Origin of the sequence: Planktothricoides raciborskii GIHE-MW2 (assembly GCF_040564635.1) — a bacterium.
Lineage (GTDB): Bacteria > Cyanobacteriota > Cyanobacteriia > Cyanobacteriales > Laspinemataceae > Planktothricoides > Planktothricoides raciborskii.
Genome location: NZ_CP159837.1, coordinates 3,491,419 through 3,511,556 on the forward strand (window position 1 = coordinate 3,491,419; position 20,138 = coordinate 3,511,556).

The 20,138-nt window shown below is 42.4% G+C and carries 12 protein-coding genes and 2 pseudogenes; 7 read left to right on the top strand and 7 right to left on the bottom strand.

The genetic code is table 11. The annotated features are described in order from the left end of the window. Window positions 1–59: 59 nt before the first annotated feature. The 3 genes and pseudogenes from ABWT76_RS14775 to ABWT76_RS14785 form a co-directional block, all read right to left on the bottom strand. A pseudogene (locus ABWT76_RS14775) lies at window positions 60–1,005 on the bottom strand (IS630 family transposase). An 823-nt stretch (window positions 1,006–1,828) separates the two neighbouring features. Next, window positions 1,829–2,836: a hypothetical protein gene (locus ABWT76_RS14780; protein WP_354636335.1), complete on the bottom strand. Its 1,008-nt coding sequence runs from the start codon at window positions 2,834–2,836 to the stop codon at window positions 1,829–1,831. Window positions 2,837–3,041: 205 nt separating this feature from the next. After that, entirely contained in the window at window positions 3,042–3,317 is a 276-nt protein-coding gene (locus tag ABWT76_RS14785; RefSeq protein ID WP_054469879.1) for a hypothetical protein, read from the bottom strand. 149 nt (window positions 3,318–3,466) lie between these two features. Here ABWT76_RS14785 and ABWT76_RS14790 point away from each other — a divergent pair, with 149 nt between their 5' ends. The 5 genes and pseudogenes from ABWT76_RS14790 to ABWT76_RS14810 all read left to right on the top strand — a co-directional run bounded on the left by ABWT76_RS14790 (window position 3,467) and on the right by ABWT76_RS14810 (window position 12,586). Then, window positions 3,467–5,404, top strand: a complete 1,938-nt coding sequence (locus ABWT76_RS14790; RefSeq protein ID WP_054469878.1) for a glycosyltransferase family 39 protein — start codon at window positions 3,467–3,469, stop codon at window positions 5,402–5,404. A gap of 271 nt (window positions 5,405–5,675) precedes the next feature. After that, window positions 5,676–6,622: pseudogene (locus tag ABWT76_RS14795) on the top strand (IS630 family transposase). An 88-nt stretch (window positions 6,623–6,710) separates the two neighbouring features. After that, window positions 6,711–7,295: an IS607 family transposase gene (locus ABWT76_RS14800; protein WP_354636336.1), complete on the top strand. Its 585-nt coding sequence runs from the start codon at window positions 6,711–6,713 to the stop codon at window positions 7,293–7,295. A 559-nt stretch (window positions 7,296–7,854) separates the two neighbouring features. Next, entirely contained in the window at window positions 7,855–11,487 is a 3,633-nt protein-coding gene (locus ABWT76_RS14805; RefSeq protein ID WP_054469875.1) for a PAS domain S-box protein, read from the top strand. Between the two features lie 4 nt (window positions 11,488–11,491). Continuing rightward, complete coding sequence (locus ABWT76_RS14810; protein WP_190880882.1) at window positions 11,492–12,586, top strand: ATP-binding protein; 1,095 nt, start codon at window positions 11,492–11,494, stop codon at window positions 12,584–12,586. 109 nt (window positions 12,587–12,695) lie between these two features. On the opposite strand, the gene ABWT76_RS14815 is transcribed toward ABWT76_RS14810, so the two are convergent. The 4 genes from ABWT76_RS14815 to ABWT76_RS14830 all read right to left on the bottom strand — a co-directional run bounded on the left by ABWT76_RS14815 (window position 12,696) and on the right by ABWT76_RS14830 (window position 17,568). Next, window positions 12,696–13,763 (bottom strand): transposase, encoded by a 1,068-nt coding sequence (locus tag ABWT76_RS14815; RefSeq protein ID WP_354636337.1) that lies wholly within the window; start codon window positions 13,761–13,763, stop codon window positions 12,696–12,698. Between the two features lie 856 nt (window positions 13,764–14,619). Next, a complete protein-coding gene (locus tag ABWT76_RS14820; protein WP_054470347.1) occupies window positions 14,620–15,531 on the bottom strand; it encodes a MoxR family ATPase in 912 nt (303 codons plus the stop codon). After that, window positions 15,528–16,556 (bottom strand): bifunctional riboflavin kinase/FAD synthetase, encoded by a 1,029-nt coding sequence (locus ABWT76_RS14825; protein WP_354636338.1) that lies wholly within the window; start codon window positions 16,554–16,556, stop codon window positions 15,528–15,530. Before ABWT76_RS14825 ends, ABWT76_RS14820 begins: the two co-directional genes overlap by 4 nt. Before the next feature lie 121 nt (window positions 16,557–16,677). Next, window positions 16,678–17,568: an MBL fold metallo-hydrolase gene (locus ABWT76_RS14830; RefSeq protein ID WP_054470345.1), complete on the bottom strand. Its 891-nt coding sequence runs from the start codon at window positions 17,566–17,568 to the stop codon at window positions 16,678–16,680. Between the two features lie 536 nt (window positions 17,569–18,104). Between ABWT76_RS14830 and ABWT76_RS14835 the strand changes: the two genes are divergently transcribed. Both ABWT76_RS14835 and cbiB read left to right on the top strand, forming a co-directional pair. Then, window positions 18,105–18,548 carry an Rrf2 family transcriptional regulator gene (locus ABWT76_RS14835; RefSeq protein WP_354636339.1) on the top strand — a complete coding sequence of 148 codons (444 nt, stop codon included), beginning with the start codon at window positions 18,105–18,107 and terminating at the stop codon, window positions 18,546–18,548. Window positions 18,549–18,595: 47 nt separating this feature from the next. Then, window positions 18,596–19,606 carry an adenosylcobinamide-phosphate synthase CbiB gene (gene cbiB / locus ABWT76_RS14840; protein ID WP_242049781.1) on the top strand — a complete coding sequence of 337 codons (1,011 nt, stop codon included), beginning with the start codon at window positions 18,596–18,598 and terminating at the stop codon, window positions 19,604–19,606. Window positions 19,607–20,138 lie beyond the last annotated feature (532 nt).

Below are 20,138 nucleotides of genomic sequence, written 5' to 3' on the forward strand. Positions count from 1 at the left end.
CGCCGCGATCGCTAAGTGGCAGATTTTCTACCGGGGAGATAATACAGCTTGTTCAGTATTTAGCTAGTACAGTAGCAGCATTTGGTAAACCAGTTCTTAAATGTAGTTGTTCCAATCAGCATTAAAGCTAGTTCAATTAACTGTTCTAACGCCAACATGGATCAGGTGGGGAAAATTCTGACCAGTGACTTAACCGTTGACCATAACATCTCAATTAGATTGAATTCTGGTGAGTAGGGTAGTAAATACTCTACTGTAGCTCCCGCTCTCGGCAATCATTTCGGCAACACCTGACATTTTATGGATATTAAGATTATCCATAACTACCACATCCCCTGGGTTGATCTGCGGCACCAGGTCATTGGCCACAAAATCTAGAAAATCTTCACCTTTCATAGAACCAGTAATGGCTTTTTTAGCCACAACTCCTCTCATACTTATGGCGCCGATTAATGTCATTTTTCTCCCTTTGTAAAAGGGTCTTAAATCGAAGGCTTTTTGCCCTTTCTCACTCCTGGCCATCTCGCGAATCATCCCGACCCAAAAAGCTGTCTCGTCGATAAATATTAATTTTTCTTGTGGTACATCTTGAACCCTTTTCCGGTAATCAACTCGCTGCTGTTGGCCAGCTTCGGTTGCTACCTTTTCGGCCTGGTAAGTTTTTTTTAGGGTTAATCCTTCTTTTTGGAGAAACTCACAGATCCCCCCTAAACTCACATAAACATCCTGCTCGTTTAGGAGATGTTCCCGATACTGCCTCACGGTCCAATCTGGATGAGATTTTACCATCTTCACGATAAAGTCTCGATAAGCTTCTAGCTTACCGGGACGTTTGCGACCGGGTTTTTTGGGGGTTAACTCTTGGGTTTCTCGATATTGTTTGATATAACTATGAACAGTAGCAGGACTAAGCATAAACTGTTCGGCGAGTTGCCGAATCGAGCCTTTGCCCAACTTATAAGCAGTGACGACTTTTTGTCTAAAGTCCAGAGAGTAAGGTCCCATAGCTGAATTTAGTTGGCATTGAGTATAGCTCTAGTTGTAACTATTCAGGTGTCTGAAACACAGCCATATCAAGGGTTTCAGAATTAATGTGAGGTCTAGACTAACAGATCATTCTCAATAAATACCAAAAAATAAGGGCTTTGGATTTTATTGTTGATAATCGATAAACAGGTAGAAAGAGTTAGAACCCATAATAAACGACGCTTACAGCCGAACTATTACGACCTGAATGCTTACCTCTAGTTTAGCACACAATTGTTCTACTTGTTTCCTGAACAAGCTGTAAAACACAAATTTAGGGGCAAAGCATGACCGCAGATAATTTATTGCTTAACATATTGTACGGGCGAAGCATTCCGGCATTTGATGCTTAAAATATTGTAGGGGCGTCCTTGCGAAGCCCATGCCGTCAGGCTATATGGCCATTCGCCCCTACTACCGAAAAGATCACGCCCCTACTGCGGTCAAGATCACGCCCTTAACTTCGGGAATGGGGTACAGTCAATTTTTTCAGGGCGGCGTTGCATTCGGATAATTATGTGAACGGTAAAAACCAAAACATAACTGCCCGAATGCAACGCCCCTACAGCCGAGATCAACCCAACAGATATCTAAGAAATCAGCTTAAAATATCAGATTAAAAAACAAATGTAGGGGCGAAGCGTGACCGACATAAATTATGGTTTTTTAACCCACAAATATCTGCGGTGATGCTTCGCCCCTACAAGGTGTGTTTTTTTCTGGAAAAACGCTGTCAAAAATTCTAATAAAAAATGCTAAAATTTATGCTGATTAATTCAAAAAAATATCCTATTTACAATTATTAATTAAAAATAAAAATTGTTTTTTGTTGGGATAGTTCTTGCTGCTGCAAAGCTTGGGCAAGTTCTTGGTCGAGTTGGGCTAAATTTTGCTCGATGATTTTGACCATACTATCGATTTTTGGCTGATTTACTGGCAGATTTTTGCAAATTTCTTGATTGGATTGATAATGTTGCCGCAAATATTCCCGCAGCTTTTCCGTTTCCTGCTGATAGCGATTTGATTCGGCGATCGCCGTGGCTAATTGCTGTTGGATTTGCTGATATTCTTGTTGTTGGCTGGATAAGTCTGCTAATACTATATTTAACTCTTGACTCAACCGTTGTTGTTCCGCAGCGGTTAAGCTAATCAGTTGATTTCCGCATTCACGGGTGGCCGTTTCTAGGTTCTGTTGCTTTTGTTGCAAATAATTAATCTGTGAGTGACAAGTAGCTCGCTGTTGCTCCAGAGAGGTTAATTCAGTTTCTAACTGAGTTTTTTGTTGTTTCAGGGTTTCGAGTTCCTGCCGTTGGGGGGCGATCGCCTCTGTTTCACGGGATATCTGCTCCCGCAAAGCATTTAAATCGGTGGTTTGCAACTCAGTTTTAATTGCTTTGAGTAATTTAGCTTTTTTCTTTAACTGTTGTAATGCTTGAGCATCTTGACGGAGTTGGGCTTCCGCAGCAAATAAGCTGGCAGTAGATTGTAAGATTTCTGAGTGTTGTTGGTGAATTTGCTGTAGCTGGGTGGTGCGATCGCGAAGCGTTGCGGATGCAACATCGCGGATTTTTTCCTTCAAAGCCGAAGGTAGTGGTAAAGCGGCTAACTGTGGTTGCCAATGTTCCACTAAAGTCAATTCATCTTGCAAAGTTTGCATCAGGGCGATCGCCCAAGCATTAATACTTTCCTCGTCCGTCGTCGCAATTTCCCCTAAACTTTCTGGGGGAAACACCGCTGCACACAATGCGATCGCCTCTTGGACTAACTGAAACGGTAGAGAAATCGCTTCAAACTGATAAAGAGACGTCATAGATAACGTCTCTTTATCTGGGTGCCTGACTTGATATTGAATTTGTTCTATTAATTTGACGATCTGATCAAGGTTTTCTTGTAGGTTTTGCCGCCCAGCCATATTATAGAAATCGGAAATCTGCTTTTATAGAATACATCAATGGCTTTCACGGAGACTAGACATCGGTCAAAATTGTCTATTAAATGTCTATTGCATCACCTACTTACTTGCCGATCATCGCACTATTGATCATATTATATCGATCTACGGGTTGTGTTTCCATGGGTTTCGGACTCGCTTTTGGCGTCCCTTGCTGCCAGGTGATAATTTCTTTGAGATTTTTCCAAGAAGGAGTAAATGCTAAACAAACCAGAGAACAAGCATTCCAGCTACCTTGTACCGGAACACCCAATTGATGACAATGACCACCGCGTCGTCCTTCCGGCTGATAATGCCGACAGTTACGACAGCAGGAAGATGAACTATTGAGGGGTTCCATTGATATCTTACTCTCTACTATTTTATGTAATGTCCATATTTAAAACATAGATCCCTGGATAAAAATGAGTGATTTGATACAGTTTATATATATTACGTTTTATTAAAAAAAAGTTACAAAAAAACATAAAGTGGATATTTAACCGAAAAATGCCCATAAAACAACATTATTTATTCTTAACAGGAATTATTATCTTTAGTACCGCCCTAAGATTTACAGGTCTGGAAGCCAAAGCTTTATGGTTAGATGAAATACTCACGACTTTATTTAGTTTGGGACATAGTTTTAACCATGTCCCACTAAATCAGATATTTTCCTTGGCAGAATTGCCCAATATTTTCACCTTTAATCCCCAGGCAACTTGCCCCCAAATTGCCGAAACGATCGCCAGAGAATCCACCCATCCGCCAGTATTTTTTTGCGGAATACATTGGTGGTTAGGCAGAATGAAGCCAACCGCAAATTTACAGGATATCGTTTGGCAAGTGCGATCGCTTCCGGCATTATTTGGCGTCGCCACCGTTGGGGCAATTTATCTCCTCGGTCGGGTGGCTTTTTCCCCAAAGACTGGTCTAATTGCCGCTGCATTAATAGCCGTTTCTCCCTTTGCGGTTTACCTATCTCAAGAAGCCCGTCACTATACGTTACCCCTGCTATTTATTACCCTGTCTCTAATTAGTTTAATTAAAATACAGCATAATTTTCAGCAGGAAAGAAAAGTGAAAACCAAAACTTGGATATCTTGGGTAATTTGTAATACAATTGGTTTATATACTCATTATTTTTTTATTCTCGTCTTAGCTGCGGAAATTGGGGCAATATTACTCTGGCAAATCTGGCAAAGTATTCCCACCATCCAACCAACACCCACCTCCCCTAAACCAGGAGAATTTGGGTGGCATAAAAAAACTCATAATTATTGCCAAATAATCCCAATAATTCGTAAAATTATCCCTTCTCTATGGCATTTTAGCTTCTGTATTTTACCCCTAATTTTATTTTTGCCGTGGCTATCAAATTTACTACAACATTCTAGCCGTCAAGAAACGGAATGGTTTAAACCCTTTGAACCCAGTTGGCTGGATCATATTGTGCCAATTTATCAAATTATTATGGGTTGGGTACTTATGGCGATCGCTTTACCCGTAGAAAATCAGCCTCTTTGGATTGCCATCCCTTGTGGTCTAGGGATGTTGGGATTTGCCATTGCATTAGGCAGATATCTGTGGCAAAAAATCCCCTGCCTTTGCCAAAATTTTCGTTGCCAAACCTCGACTTTTACCCTGGGAATGTACACTATATTAATTTTAGGAGAATTTCTCAGTATTGTTTATATATTAGGACAAGATATCACCTCGGCGATTCGCTATCACTTTATTTACTATCCCAGTATTTGCGTATTATTAGCGGCTTGTTTTTCCCCAGAATTAGTTAATCATACCCATCCTCTACTGGCAGACAATAATAATTTAGGCAAAGACTCTATGAGAGCGATTAGCCAAACACTCGCTCCAAGGCTTTGCTTTAACAAAAATCAGCTAAAAATAAGCATAAAAAACCGAATATTTTTTGATAAAATTGTCATATTAATCGGAATATGCAGTAGCGTATTTGTCATCTCTGGATTCGCCTTTCAGAAGCCTTATCATCCTGAATTAGTTGCCAAGCAGTTAAACTTAGAACCAGAAAAGCCCTTAATGGTGATTGTGGGATATGAAAATTTCCAAGAAGTCGCCTTGGGGTTAGGATTTGCCTGGGAACTTTACCACCAGCGAACCCAAAATTTAGCTCAGGCAACTCATTGGCTATTTATCGATAGAAGGGAGGGATATCATAGCATCTGGCCAACTCTGCCCGGTTTAGAACATCCTGTCACCGATGAATCTGAGGGATCTTTTGAATCCTTTAAATCCCTAAATTTATGGGTGGTTGCCCCCGGTTTGCGCCAGAAAGAATATCCTAATAATTTATCATTTTCGGCTTTTAATGATTGCATTATCGACCCAAATCAGTATTATCGGATTGGCATCCCTTATCAACTTTATCGTTGTGCCGCCGAACCACAGCCTGGAGGTAAGATGGGTTAAATAGGCGTCGCTTCGATCGCAACTACCAGCCATATCCTTGCATATCCATATCTTTTGTCTCCTGTGCCGTCAGCCAATGGCAACGGCGAGGGCTGGAGAATACTCAGATAAACCTGATTTATCTGTGCCAAAGGTGAAAGAGAAAATAAATCAACCCATTACAGTCAAAAGCGAAATCCTGCTAAATTCACTTGATACAGCTTGTTCAGGAAACAAATAGAACAATTGTGTGCTAAACTAGAGCTATACTCAATGCCAACCAAATTCAGCTATGGGATCTTACTCTCTGGACTTTAGACAAAAAGTCGTCACTGCTTATAAGTTGGGCAAAGGCTCGATTCGGCAACTCGCCGAACAGTTTATGCTTAGTCCTGCTACTGTTCATAGTTATATCAAACAATATCGAGAAACCCAAGAGTTAACCCCCAAAAAACCTGGTCGCAAACGTCCCGGTAAGCTAGAAGCTTATCGAGACTTTATCGTGAAGATGGTAAAATCTCATCCAGATTGGACCGTGAGGCAGTATCGGGAACATCTCCTAAACGAGCAGGATGTTTATGTGAGTTTAGGGGGGATCTGTGAGTTTCTCCAAAAAGAAGGATTAACCCTAAAAAAAAACTTACCAGGCCGAAAAGGTAGCAACCGAAGCTGGCCAACAGCAGCGAGTTGATTACCGGAAAAGGGTTCAAGATGTACCACAAGAAAAATTAATATTTATCGACGAGACAGCTTTTTGGGTCGGGATGATTCGCGAGATGGCCAGGAGTGAGAAAGGGCAAAAAGCCTTCGATTTAAGACCCTTTTACAAAGGGAGAAAAATGACATTAATCGGCGCCATAAGTATGAGAGGAGTTGTGGCTAAAAAAGCCATTACTGGTTCTATGAAAGGTGAAGATTTTCTAGATTTTGTGGCCAATGACCTGGTGCCGCAGATCAACCCAGGGGATGTGGTAGTTATGGATAATCTTAATATCCATAAAATGTCAGGTGTTGCCGAAATGATTGCCGAGAGCGGGAGCTACAGTAGAGTATTTACCACCCTACTCACCAGAATTCAATCCAATTGAGATGTTATGGTCAACGGTTAAGTCACTGGTCAGAATTTTCCCCACCCGATCCATGTCGGCGTTAGAACAGTTAATTGAACTAGCTTTAATGCTGATTGGAACAACTACATTTAAGAACTGGTTTACCAAATGCTGCTACTGTACTAGCTAAATCCTGAACAAACTGTAAGCCATTAAGATTGCCCATACACTCACTTTCTTGATAATATTTTAGATGTAAAAATATCAAGGCATGACCTATGAAACTTTCAGATTATGCCAAATCTCAGGGAATTAGTTATCGGACAGCATGGCATTGGTGGAAACAAGGACTTCTTAAGGGTCATCAACTGCCAAATGGAACCATTATTATAGACGTTGACTCATCGAACCATATCAGAGAAACCGCTTGTATTTATGTCCGAGTCCCCAGTGTGGAAGATCAAGATGATTTAGATCGGCAAGCAAACCGATTGACTGAAATAGCGTTAGCAAAAGGATATGGCGTAAAACGAGTGGTTAAAGAAGTAGCCAGTGGCTTAAATGACCATCGAAAACAGTTAATCAGTCTGCTGAAAAATGCTGACTACACTGTCTTAATGATTGCAAATAAAGATCACCTGACTCTGTTTGGATCAGACTATCTAATTATCCTCTTAGATCAACTGGGTAAAAAAGTAGAAATTATTGAAGATATAAACAACCAGTCGGAGGATTTAGTCCCAGAGTTTATGGCCGCATTAAGAATATTTAGTCAAAAAATATATGGCAAATCAATGACTAAGTTACAAGTTAGCCACTTACTCAGTGAGTTTCAGAAACAATTTGCTCCAGAAGAACATTAATGCGGGGGCGATCTGGGGAGTATCGGGGGAATTACATTAACTCAGGTGAGGTCTTTTGATGTGGCGATCGCGCCTTGGCCTTCCATTTAATTATGCCTAATTAAATCAATAATTAAATCAATAATTAAATCAATAATTAAATCAATAATTCACTCAATAATGCACTCAATACCCCCCACATCCACCAGAAATTTTAATTAAACTCGATCAAAAAAATATAAGGAGAAATATTTTAGCAAAAATCGGCTGCTCACCAATCGGCTGCTCACCCCTAACCGGGAGCAAAAAAGGCAAAAGCATCCGGCGTCTGGGAAAAATTGGCCTAAAAAAATAGGGATTTAAGCAGCAAATTCCTAGGAAATGATTGCAGCCAGCATTTGTAAAATTGGTATAACGCCTAAGTCATGGGGGTATGACAGGGCTAATTTTGTGAGTTTTATCCAAACCTCTAGCGTCTGAACATCTGAACAGTTTGTTAGAGAACATAAAAAACAGCAATTTTATGAAAAAATTTGTAAGATAGCGCAATGGAAATTACTCCCGCATTGAGGAAGAAATCATGCCTAATCTCCTGTCCACCCTAATTATTCAAAACCCTCGGACTGACACCAGTGTTCTATTGGGTCATTTGCAAGAAGCTGGATTTATTCTAGATTTGCATATGGTGCAAACCGAGTCAGAGTATGTCGCCCAACTTGATCGCGGTTGGGATCTGATTTTGCTGCTATGGCAAAGGGTAGAACCTTTGACATCAGCGGATTCGGCGGATCAGGATCCCTCCCTGACCTTAGACCCCCTGCGAGCCTTAGAAATTCTGCGTCAAAAAAGTTACAAAATCCCTCTAATTATTATTAGCGATCATCCCTCCGTAGAATTGGCGGTCAACTGCATGAAACAAGGAGCCGCCGACTATTTATTAACCGAACAAGTGATGCAATTAGGAGAAAAAGTTCAGCAGTTATGGCAGCGGCAAAGCAGCAGTCAGTCTATCTTTACCAGAGGTGATTCTGCCAGTTCCAGGGGACAACGCCTCACCACCGTGAAAAAAATTGGCGATCGCCGATTGAGCGATCGCCCAGAATTTGTCCCAGAATTATTTTTTCAAGATTTAGTAGAAACCAACACCGATTTAATTTGGCAAGTCGATCATAATGCAGTCTACACTTACATCAGTCCTAACAGCAAAAATATTCTCGGTTATGAACCCGAAGAATTGATTGGCAAAACCCCCTTTGACTTCATGTCTCCAGCAGATGCCTTGCGGGTTGCAGAAGTTTGGGGAGCCCTCGCGGGAAAACACTTACCCTTTAACTGCTTAGAACACCGGAATCGGCACAAAAATGGTCAAGATATTATGTTAGAAAGCAGTGGCATTCCCCTCCTGGAAACTCAAGAAAAAGCCGAAAAAAAACAATTTATTCTCCGAGGTTATCGGGGAATTTCTCGCGATGTTAATTCTCGATTTTGCCAAGAAGAAGCCATTAATAATCTGATCCGAGAAACTGCCTCCGTGACGGGTGAAGCCTTCTTTTCTTCATTGGTAAGTCATCTAGCGGTGGCCTTGGGAGTTCATTATTTATTTGTTAGCGAATTGATGGATAAAAATCCCCCCACAATGAAAATAATTGCGGGTTGGGATGAGCATAAATCTGGTTCAAAATTTGAGAATCAATTTGAGTATCATTTAGCCAATAGTCCTTGTGAAATTACCTTAAAACAAGGAGAATACTATTGTCCCGATGGCCTGTTAGAACTTTTTCCTCACCACCAGAACATTCAAAAAATGGGAACTTGTAGCTACCTAGGCATTAGACTACTAAATACATCGGGAAATGCCATTGGTAATTTATGCATTTTTCACGATCGCCCCATATTACTCAATCGACGCAATAAATTTATTTTAAATAGCTTTGCTCTACGCACAGCAGCAGAAATACAGCGGCAAAAAACGGAAAAAGAACGGCTAGAATTGTTAGCTGCGGTGAGAAAAAATGAAGAAAAATATCGATCTATATTTGCAGATTCTCCGGTGGGAATGGCCACCTTTGATTTAGAAACCTTAGCCTGGATGACGGCAAATCCTAAATTTTGTCAAATGCTGGGCTATCAGGAAACAGAAATTAAAAATTTAACGGTAGAAGACATCACTCATCCCGAAGAGTTGGCAAGAGAACTCCGAGAATTACGGCGGCTAAAAACCGGAGAAATTTCCAGGTACAAACTGGAGAAACGTTATCTGAAAAAAAGTGGCGAAATTTTCTGTTGTGATTTAAATTGTACGGCGATTAGGGATGGTTGGGAAAAACCTCTTTTAGGATTAGCCATTGTGCAAGATATTAGTGAATGGAAACAGATAGAAGAGTATTTGCGGATGCAATATCGCGGAGCGTTGCGGATGCAATATCGCGGAGCGTTGCGGATGCAATATCGGGCCATCACCGCCAGTAACAATGGCATCGTCATTTGTGATGCCAGATATCCCAACCTGCCGATTATTTATGTCAATCCAGCCTTTGAGAAAATGACCGGCTATTTAGCCAGTGATATCTTAGGAGAAAGCTGCTGGTGGCTGCAAGAAAATCAAGGGAATCATCCCGAATGGCTTCATTCTTCGCCGCCGCCTCAATTACAAGCAGCAGTCCGCGAAGCAAAACCTTGTAGTGTGGTGTTGCAAAATTATCGTTTAGATGGCACCATGTTCTGGAATAAACTCAGTATTTACCCCATCTATGATAACGAGAAAAAGCTGTCACATTTTCTCAGTATTCACCATGACATTACCGAAATCGAAGAAGCCCAATCTTTCTTGCGTCTCAGTCAAGAACGCCTGCGTTATTTAGTGGCCTCAAACCCAGCGGTAATTTACTCTCGCAAAGCCGCCGATAAGTATAATGTCACTTTTATGAGTGAAAATGTTTTGGCATTGTTTGGATATGCCCCCAGTGATTTTTTGAGCGATGCAAATTTTTGGGCTAACCACGTTCACCCAGAAGATGTCAAAGTGATTTCTATTGCTTCGACCCGGTTATTGGAGCAAGAATATGAAGTGCAAGAATATCGCTTTCTCCATGCCAATGGCCATTATATTTGGGTCAGAGATGAGCAAAAGTTAATCCGAGATCAACAGAATCGCCCATTAGAAATTATTGGCTACTGGGCTGATATTAGCGATCGCAAACAAGCGGAATCCGCCTTGCAGGTGGAAAAAGATAAACTTCAGGCAGTTTGGGATGCCGTCCCCGGATTTGTGTCTTTAATTAGTTCAGATTTAAAATATATTGGCGTTAATCAGCGCCTTGCGGATGTTTATGGTTTAGCACCAGAACAATTTATCGATCAACAAATTGGTTTTCTCGGTACTAGCCCAGAATTTTCTCAGTTTATCACCGAATTTTTTGCTTCCTCTGCCCAAGCAGCAACCCAAGAAATCACTTCGGGAATCAATAATAACCAGCAAACTTATTTAATGGTGATCCAAAAATATCAACAAGGCACTGCCGCTGTTTTAATTGGCATTGATATCACGCAACGGAAACAAGCAGAAGATAAAATTCAAGCCGCCCTTTGGGAAAAAGAGGTACTGCTTAAAGAAATTCATCACCGGGTAAAAAATAATCTACAAGTGATTTCTAGTTTACTCAAAATGCAATCTCGGTCAATTACCGACCCCAGTATTTTAGAAATATTTAAAGAAAGTCAAAGTCGGATTCATTCTATGGCTTTGATTCACGAAAAACTTTATCAATCTGAGGATTTAGCCCGGATTAATTGCGCGGAATACATCCACAGCTTAACCTCACATTTGTACCGTTGCTATCATGTCAGTCCCCGAAATATACAACTAGAAGTCAAGGTGCCGCAAATCTCCCTGAGTCTTGATGCTGCACTTCCTTGTGGTTTAATTATCAATGAACTGGTTGCCAATGCCCTAAAGTACGCATTTCCCGATCGCTTATCGGGAAAAATCTCCATCGAGTTGGATATCAATGTTAAAAACTGCTATATCTTAAAGGTTAGCGATAATGGGATTGGTTTACCGAAAAATATAGATTGGGAAAATACTCAATCGCTGGGATTAAGATTAGTTCGGACTTTATCCCAGCAATTAGGAGCAACCGTAGAACTTGACCTTAGTCATGGCACCCAGTTTTGCTTAACATTTACCGAACCCAAGTATCAAAAAAGGATTTAAGCCCATGAGTCTGACAAAGATTCTGATTGTAGAAGATGAAATGATTATCGCTGAGGACATGGCAGATGCCTTAACCCAGCTAGGATATGAAGTGACCGCCATTGTGCCTTCGGGACACGATGCCATTGAAAAAGCGGCCACAACTAACCCAGATATTGTGTTGATGGATATTAATTTACAAGGAGAAATTGATGGGGTTGATGCGGCTAGTCAAATTCGTTCAAGTCAACAAATTCCCGTGGTGTTTCTCACCGCTTATGCAGATCAAAATACCATAGAAAGAGCCAAAGCAACTGAACCTTATGGCTATCTGTTAAAGCCTTTTCAAGACCGAGAATTAAAGACAACTATAGAAATTGCTATTCAAAGACATAAAGCGGAAACTTCTATTAGAGAAATGCTGGCTCAAGAGAGTCATATAAATCAGCTAAAATCCCAGTTTTTATCGATGATTTCTCACGATTTTAGAATGCCTTTAACCACAATTCAATCTACGGTAGAATTATTAGAATACAAAGGTAATAGCTGTTCTGAACAGCAAAAAAAACAATATTTTAATCATATTTATTCATCTATTGAAATCATTACAGAAATGTTAGATGATATTTTATCTTTGAGTAAATTAGAACTAGGAAAAATCTACCTTGAACCCAGTCGGCTAGATTTAAATAATTTTTGTTTAGACATTATAGAGTATTTAGCAGTTAGCCATCGCATCAAACATGAACTTAAATTTATCCCTAATGGCCTGAATCGTCCCGTATTTTTGGATGAAAAGCTGCTGCGACAATGCCTCTTAAATTTACTAGCCAATGCCTGTAAATATTCGCCGCCCAATACCACAATTGAATTTCACGTCAATTGCCAAGATGACCGAGTGATTTTTTCGATCAAAGATCAGGGGGTAGGGATTCCTGCCGATGAGCAAAAAAACCTGTTTCAATCATTCCATCGTGCCAGCAATGTCCAACATATTCCGGGAACGGGCTTAGGGTTAATGATTGTCAAAAAATGTGTGGAACTCCACCGAGGAGAAATTAATTTGGAAAGCACACTGGGCGTGGGCACAACATTTAATATTACATTGCCTATAAGTTAATTGCCGCTGACTTAACCTGGGGAATAACTGACCCATTCACACTTGCATTCATACCAAATACGGTTGCCATAGACTGACTATGATTCCGATACTTTTTTGCTAACATTTGCTAACAAACACATAAGTTGAGATACTCTCTCAACCAAGGCGTATCAACCAATGCACGTAGGAAGATCCCTCGCGCACCATTTAAATCCCTGTCCATCTTTAATTGGGTGGAATTCGATTTAATCGTTTTTGCCCCACCCAAATTATTGATAATTTCACCAGTCCATGACACCGTTTTAGAAGTGTAGGCTTCGTTGCAATCAATCACAATTTTGTGGTTTTCCCAAGCCTTCCATTTCAGAAATTGCTTAAACTCATAATGACTTAGAGTTAGCATAAGCCTGACAGATTTGTTTCTTTTACGTCTTGACTTAGAAACCATCTGTGATGTTTCAAATGTTGGGAGGAAAATCACATCAAAGTTTTCTACTAAAAATCTAGCTGTCTTATAATGCAATTCCTTGACTAAGTTCTTGATTTTACAACCAAGTCTACTCGCGGCTTTTTTGAGATTTTTTTTCTGTTTACACTTGGCTTTTGATAGTCGAGACACTAATTTGTCTAATTTGAAACACAATTTCTGAATGTGTAAGTTAGAATCTTTGCCTAGCCAACCAAAAGATGTTTCCGAAAAAAATGTCATAAACGTGCGGACACCAGGAGCTAAGGCAACAACTCTCCCTTGATTCTCGGAATTTAGTTGTTGCACTTCTGTCGAGATAGTCAAGTAATACTCACCGTAAGTTAGTGTTAATCGACCATCGCTAAAATTCTCGGGTAGTGACTCTTTGAATTTACCCTTTCCCAATATACTGTGGTAAATACCACAATCTTTAATCGCTGATTTAGGTATATAGATTGATTGCTTTACGTCTTTACGACTCCGAAATTTGCATTGACGAATCTTGCCATCTGCCTTAAACCCTTGTTTAGCGGCTTTAACGGCTAAACAAGCATCTTTGATGGCGATTGATTTAATTTGATAAGGAACAGGTTTAGCCCATTCAGGTAATCCATTCAATATTCCTGTTTTAATCGCCATCCAGTTAGCTTTTGTATCGGGCTGCTGCAAATATTTAATGGTTTCGTTGTAGACAAATCTACTAACTCCGAACCATTGTTTAAGCAATTTTTTTTGTTCTGGGTTTAGATAGATTCGGAGCTTCCTTGATTTTCTTACTGTAGCTTCTGAATCCGTGTATCCGACAATAAAAGACGTGAGGGATGGAGAGAATATCGGCTGTGAGTTGGGCTTCTGGACATTTTACAGAGTTTTCTTAAACCACGATGCCTCTACCGTTTTGTTGTGCCATAAACTCGAATAATTCAAATCCTTTTCGACACAATCTGTCACGACAGGCAAAAATAACTGTGAGCTAATCGCCTCGCATAAGTCTGACCAGTAACCAAAGCAACCCTTTGCGTTTGAAATTAAGCCCCGATCTAAAGCCGATATCTCGGATAATTTCTGCGTCTGGGTAGATTGATTACATATAGGCAACTTGTCTGTCGAGGTGAGATCGTTGTTTTGTTGAACTAACTCGGCAGTAGCAAGCCGTGGTAGCTCCAACTGTATCCCGCACCGATGATTCGACATCATAGAGTTTTTGGTAGGCGGTGTTTTTGATGTTTTTGATCTTCTTTTCATCAGCGTATTTTCGCTCCAGTGTTGGGATGTACACCCAGAAATTCGACCGCTTTCCTGAGTGGTATGTATGCCATCTCTTAAACTTTAGCATACATGAGCATCTGTTAACAAAACTGACACTGTTGAATAACCCTCGCCTGATCTATGCGCGTTCATCCCCTAAAACACTTGTGGATTCCCGCGAAGGCGGGAATGACAGATAACCTGATAAACGGGTTTTAACAACCGGATTTGGTATAATATTAAACTTCTGGCTTTCCCAGGCTAAAAAGCCGATTGGCGCTTGATCCGCCCTCGCTTGGGGGGATCTTCTACGGTATGTAAAGCAATATGTCTATTATTCTGGAATTGGGATTTGGCGCAAAAGTTGCTCGACAATTGTCTGGGGTCGCCGTCCTCCAGCGGGAATCAAGCGGTGAGATAAAACATGGGGGGCAAGAAACTTTACATCGTCAGGGATGGCATAGTCTCGACCGGAAATAAAGGCCAGGGCTTGGGTGGCTTTTTGTAAGGCGACGGCGCCTCTGGGACTAACACCCAAGGTAATTTGATCGCTGACTCGGGTTGCCCGGACTAAATCGAGAATATATTTTTGCAATGAATTGTCCAGCCGCACTTGGGCGCATAGCCGACATAACTCACTAACTTCTGACAATTCAATACAAGGCTGCAACTCCTCCACGGTGATATTCTCTTGCAGTCTTTGTAACATTTGCAGTTCTTCGGCTTCCGTGGGGTAGCCCACAGAGAAAGACAAGGTAAACCGATCCATTTGCGCTTCTGGTAAGGGAAATGTGCCTTGATATTCAATGGGGTTTTGAGTGGCAATGACAAAAAAAGGCTGGGGGACTGAACGCGAAACCCCATCAACAGTGACTTGCCGTTCCTCCATGACTTCGAGTAAAGCCGATTGAGTCCTGGGGGTTGCCCGGTTAATTTCGTCGGCGAGTAGGACATTGGCAAAGACTGGGCCGGGGAGAAATTCAAATTCTCCACTGCGAGGATTCCAGATATTTGTGCCCGTGACATCGGTGGGCAATAGGTCGGGGGTGCATTGAATCCGCTTAAATTTACCGGCGATCGATCGCGCTAGGGATTTTGCCAGTAAAGTTTTGCCCACCCCAGGGACATCTTCTAATAAAGCATGACCGCCAGAAAATAAAGCCACGAGTACCAGGCGAATGGGGTCGGCTTTGCCCACAATGGTTTTGCCGAGGTTTTCCGTAAGCTGTTGAATTCGTTCTCTCATAATGGGAATGTGGCTGAAGCCAGAGATTTCGCTTGAATACAATCTAATTGAATTTGGCTTTTTAACCGATCGAGGGAAGCAAATTTTTGTTCGGGGCGCAAAAATTGCTCAATGTCTACGGTCAGGGTTTTCCCGTATAAATCCCCACTCCAATCTAAAAGATGAATTTCGACGGTGGGTGGTTGACCCTGTGCCACGGTGGGACGACAGCCAATATTCATTACCCCTAGGTGATGCTTGGTGGGTTGGTCATCCCTGGTGACTCGGACGGCATAAACACCGTAGCGAGGTAAGAACTTATCGGGGGATAGTTGTAAATTGGCGGTGGGAAATCCCAGGGTTCTACCTAGTTGCTGCCCTTGAATGACTTCGCCAATGAGACGATAAGGACGACCTAAGAGTTGATTGGCTTGGAGGATATCCCCTTGGCTAAGGGCGTGGCGAATGGCGGAGCTACTAATGCGTAGTCCATCGATTTTGTTCAGGGGAACGATGTTAACGGTTACGCCATAAGGTTGAGCGATCGCCTTCAAGTCATCCACCGTCCCCGATCGCCGATTGCCAAACCGAAAATCTTCCCCCACACTAATACAGCAAGCTTGTAACTGTTTAATCAGAATTTCCGCCACAAAAGCTTGTGGACTGAGGGTTGCCAGCTTTTGGTCAAACGGCAACAGGATTAGTTGTCGGACTCCCATCGTCTCTAAGTATTGGGCTTTTTCCTCTTGAGGCGTTAACAGGGATCTTGATTCACCAGAAAAAAACTCTTGGGGATGCGGATCGAACGTCACTAAGGTGCTGTAGGGATGTTTTGTCCCGCCCCCAGATCCCCCAGATCCCTGGTTGTACTCACAAGCGGGCGATCGCGAACTAGGGTTTGCCAAGCTAGAATTGAATAAATGAGGCAACTGGGAGGGCAAAATTGGCTCGATCACCTTTTGGTGTCCTCGATGCAACCCGTCAAAGTTGCCCAGAGCAATAGAAGTTGGAGTCAGAACTGTTGAGAGAGAAGAAGTAATCCACACCGTTTAGATTATTAATTAAATAAGACGATCGAATATCAATGAACATTGCTGATCAAGAAGAAAAATAGAGAATTGTAGGCAATTCTCTATTCTGGATCTGAAAATCACTTGCGGTATCTTGCTAGGTTGGGGACTCTGCCTCTGGAGAGGAAGAAGAATGCGGCGCAATTAATTGAATCGACAATCCCTCCCTGGCCATGAGAGAGTTGGGGAAATGCTGTGCTACTTGCTCTCCTACGTTATCCAAAAAATCATCATTGTGCAGGGGGTCGTGGTGGAAAATCACCAGTCTTTTCGCATTCGCAGCCTTGGCCACCTTAACGGCTTCCTGCCAAGTGGAATGACCCCAGCCGACTTTACTACTTTTTGGAGAGTGATATTCCTCATCAGTGTAGGTGGCATCATAAATCAGCACGTCAGCATTATGAGCGAGGAATAAAACATTGTCATCCAGCTTGTCTGGTAGATGTTCTGTATCCGTGACATAAGCTGCGGCGTAGCCGTTCCAACTGACTCGATAACCGACCGCTTCTCCGGGATGGTTCAGCAGTGCCGTATTCACTTTTACGTCCCCAAATTCCAGCACTTCGCCGATTTTGATATCGTGAAACTCTAGCTGGGCGGCCATGATCTGCAAGGGTACGGGAAAATTTGGATGAAGCATCTGGTCATTCAGTCGTTGCTCAATGGTAGAGCCATTGGGGGCGATCGCTCCATAAATGTGAAAGCGATTGCCAGGAATAAAAGCAGGGACAAAAAAAGGGAAGCCCTGAATGTGATCCCAGTGGGAGTGAGTAAACAACAAATTGGCTTTGACGGGCATCTGACCGAGCAAGTATTGTCCCAACACTCTTAAGCCTGTACCTCCATCAAAAATTAAGCGTTGTCCTCCCACCCGCATCTCGATGCATGGCGTATTGCCGCCATACCGGACGGTCTCTGCACCGGGACATGGTATGCTTCCTCGCACGCCCCAGAAGTGAATCGTAAATTGGTTGTCCATATTCTGCATGGGTGTATTTGCACTAGGTTGTGAATGCGGGTTACTCATCACGTTTTTACATCGGCAGCAACCGTCTATGGGTTGATCATTTAGTGATTATCCACTTGCTAATCGATCGATCGACTTGCTCAGATATCCGCCACCTTTGTGAAATCACCTTAAATATATTCATATATTCAATGAAATTCGCGGGCTTTCTGAGTCAGTAAATACGGCGCCTCTGGTCAAGAACTGCCCGAATCTTATGTGTTCAGGCTGATTTTTATAATTAGGAAGAACCCAAAAGGTGACGGTTCAAACGATAATCTGAACGACCCAATCAACCATTATATAAAGTTTTCAGCAGTTTTCATCTTCATTTACCCTAAACTTGATTCTAACGTTGGCACAGGATGAGTTGTCAATTTACTGTTGAATAACCTCACCGGAAATGTTTTATTGGTTGTTTGTTGTTGGTTATTGGTTATTTGTTATGATCAAGGCTGCGGATACTCATCATCACTAATAACAAATAACAAGCAACTAATAACCAATAACCAATAACTATGAAACTGAACAAACGCGCACAGTATAGCGTTAAAGCCTTATTGGATCTGAGTCTCCAGCAAGATTTGGGGCCGACGGCGACTAAGGCGATCGCCAATCGGCAAAAGATCCCCGCCCCCTATCTAGAAAAGCTATTAATTCAAATGCGCCAGGGGGGTTTGGTGGCATCCGTCCGGGGCGCCCAAGGGGGCTATCAACTAGCCAAACCGCCTAGCAAAATTTCCCTCGGTCAGATTTTAGAAGCCGTGGGAGAAACCATTGAGCCTGATTTGAGTTTGCCGCCACAAAGTAAACACGCCGAAGACTGGGTGACATTTACTTTGTGGCACCGACTGCACCAAAAGCTAAAAGAATCACTTTATAGTATTTCTCTTGAAGACTTATACTATGATGCTCGCAGTTGGCAGGCATCTCAGGGACAAGAAACAAATTTTATTATTTAATTTATTATTATTTAATTTTGGATTGCATGAACCAGGTATGTGCTGTTTTGTCTGTTTCCCTTGGGTTGTGGCATGGGGAAAAATCAACAATCTTGGTTTTAGCGATCGCCGCTTTCCTGGATTATCTGATTGGCGATCCTTGGGGTTGGCTCCACCCAGTTCAAGTGATTGGTTGGGGAATTTCTCGCTATAGTCAATTAGTCTTACAATGGTTTTCCCAACCGCAAATCCGCCGAATTGCCGGAGTGGGGCTGGGCATTGGCGCGATCGCTGGCACTGGTGTGATTACTTATGCCATAATTCTGTGGGCGCGATCGCTTCATCCTGCCCTCAGTATCCTCTTAGAAATGATCCTCTTAGCAAGCTGTTTTGCCGGTCGCAGTTTACGCGCTGCCGCTGAAGATGTGCTGCAACCCCTGAACTCCGGGGATTTAACTCAAGCGCGGCAAAAATTAAGCCTTTATGTGGGACGAGATACAGAAAACCTATCCGAGACAGAAATTCTCCGAGCCATTTTAGAAACCGTCAGTGAAAATGCCGTCGATGGGGTGATGGCACCGCTATTTTATGCGATCGTCGGCGCATCGATCCCGGCGATCGGGCCGGTTCCCGTCGCGATCGCCTACAAAGCTGCCAGTACCTTAGACTCAATGGTCGGCTACCGCGAAGAACCCTACAAAGACCTCGGCTGGTTTAGTGCCAAACTTGAAGATTTGCTCACCTGGCTGCCCTGTCGATTAACCGTCATCACCATTGGCCTAATTTTTGGCAACCTAGGCAAAATCTGGCAAACCTGTCAAACGGACGCCACCAAAGACCCCAGCCCCAACGCCGGTTGGAGTGAATGCGCTTACGCCGTCACCCTGGGAGTCCAACTAGGGGGAACCAACTCTTATCGCGGCGTGATTAAAAATAAACCATTCCTAGGCCAACCAACTCATCAAATTTCCCCAGAAAAAATTCACCAAGCCTTAAAAATCACTCGTTATACTTTTCTCACTTGGTTAGCAATTTTCTGCCTAATTCACATCGGTTTTACATCGGCGATCGGCTATTAACCGTCAACCCCATTTTATTTTTACATTTTCTTCTCTTTGTGTCCGGCAGAGTTCTGTGGTTAAATTATCTCTAAAAATGCTTGACAATTTGTTAATAAATGGATAACATATAGTCATCAAGAATAATTCAGGTTTATTCGGGCCGGAAACACATCCAACAAGCCCAAACGATACCTGGGAGTACCCGGCCCGGAGTGGTTCAAAAAATAAGAGCAAAAAGCCCTTATTCTCTCCGGGCCAGGTAAAATCCCTAACTCGTTTCCCAACTCACTTCGGGAAGCCCCGGTGAGGGGCTTCCTCCTGCCCAGAAATACCCAGAAACCCGGTTTCTTAATCCCCGCAGCTAACCCAGAAACCGGGCTTCTTAATCCCCGCAGATCGTTCAGAAACCGGGTTTCTTATCGGCATATCACAGTTATCTGTGGAATCCAAAAAAGAAACCCGGTTTCTTAGTCCCCGCAGACCACCCAGAAACCCGGTTTCTTCGTCCTCGCAGCTAACCCAGAAACCGGGCTTCTTTTCGGCATATCAC